The organism is Acuticoccus kandeliae (assembly GCF_003073115.1).
Map to the genome: position 1 here is coordinate 1 of NZ_QBBV01000016.1, position 736 is coordinate 736.

At 68.1% G+C, this 736-nt stretch carries 1 pseudogene; it reads right to left on the reverse strand.

Going from position 1 to position 736, the window contains the following annotated elements:
* Positions 1-736, reverse strand: a pseudogene (locus DBV35_RS29055) (DNA-directed RNA polymerase subunit beta'); the annotation flags it as partial.

Genomic DNA, 736 nt, shown 5'->3' on the forward strand with positions numbered 1-736 from the left:
TGCTCGGCAGCGCGTAGGCGGCCGCGCGGGCCTCCTCGGTCGGCTGGACCTGGATGTTGCGGTACCGGTTGATGCCGGTACCGGCCGGGATCAGCTTACCGATGATCACGTTCTCCTTGAGCCCGACGAGCTTGTCGCGCTTCCCGTTGATCGCGGCATCGGTGAGGATGCGGGTGGTCTCCTGGAACGAGGCCGCGGACAGCCACGACTCCGTCGCCAGCGAGGCCTTGGTGATCCCCATCAGGACCGGACGGCCCGAGGCCGGCTCCAGACCCTCGGCGACGACCCGGCGGTTCTCGGACTCGAACTCGCCCCGCTCGGCCAGTGCACCGGGCAGGAACTCGGTCGCACCCGAGTCGATGATCGTGACCCGGCGCAGCATCTGCCGGACGATGACCTCGATGTGCTTGTCGTGGATGTCCACGCTCTGCGTGCGGTACACCTTCTGCACCTCACGCACGAGGTGCAGCTGCACCTCACGCGGGCCCATGACACGCAGCACCTCGTGCGGGTCCGCCATGCCCTCGAGGAGCAGCTGGCCGACCGTCACGTGGTCGCCGTCCGCGAGCGGACGCTCGGTGCCGTCGACGGTGGTCATCCCGAGCCACTGCCGCTTGGACAGCTTCTCGTAGACGATCTCCTCGCCGCCGTCGTCCGGGATCAACGTGATCTTCCAGAACCGGTCGCCGTCCTCGATGCGGATGCGGCCGTCGCCAGATCGGACGAGCACACGTCT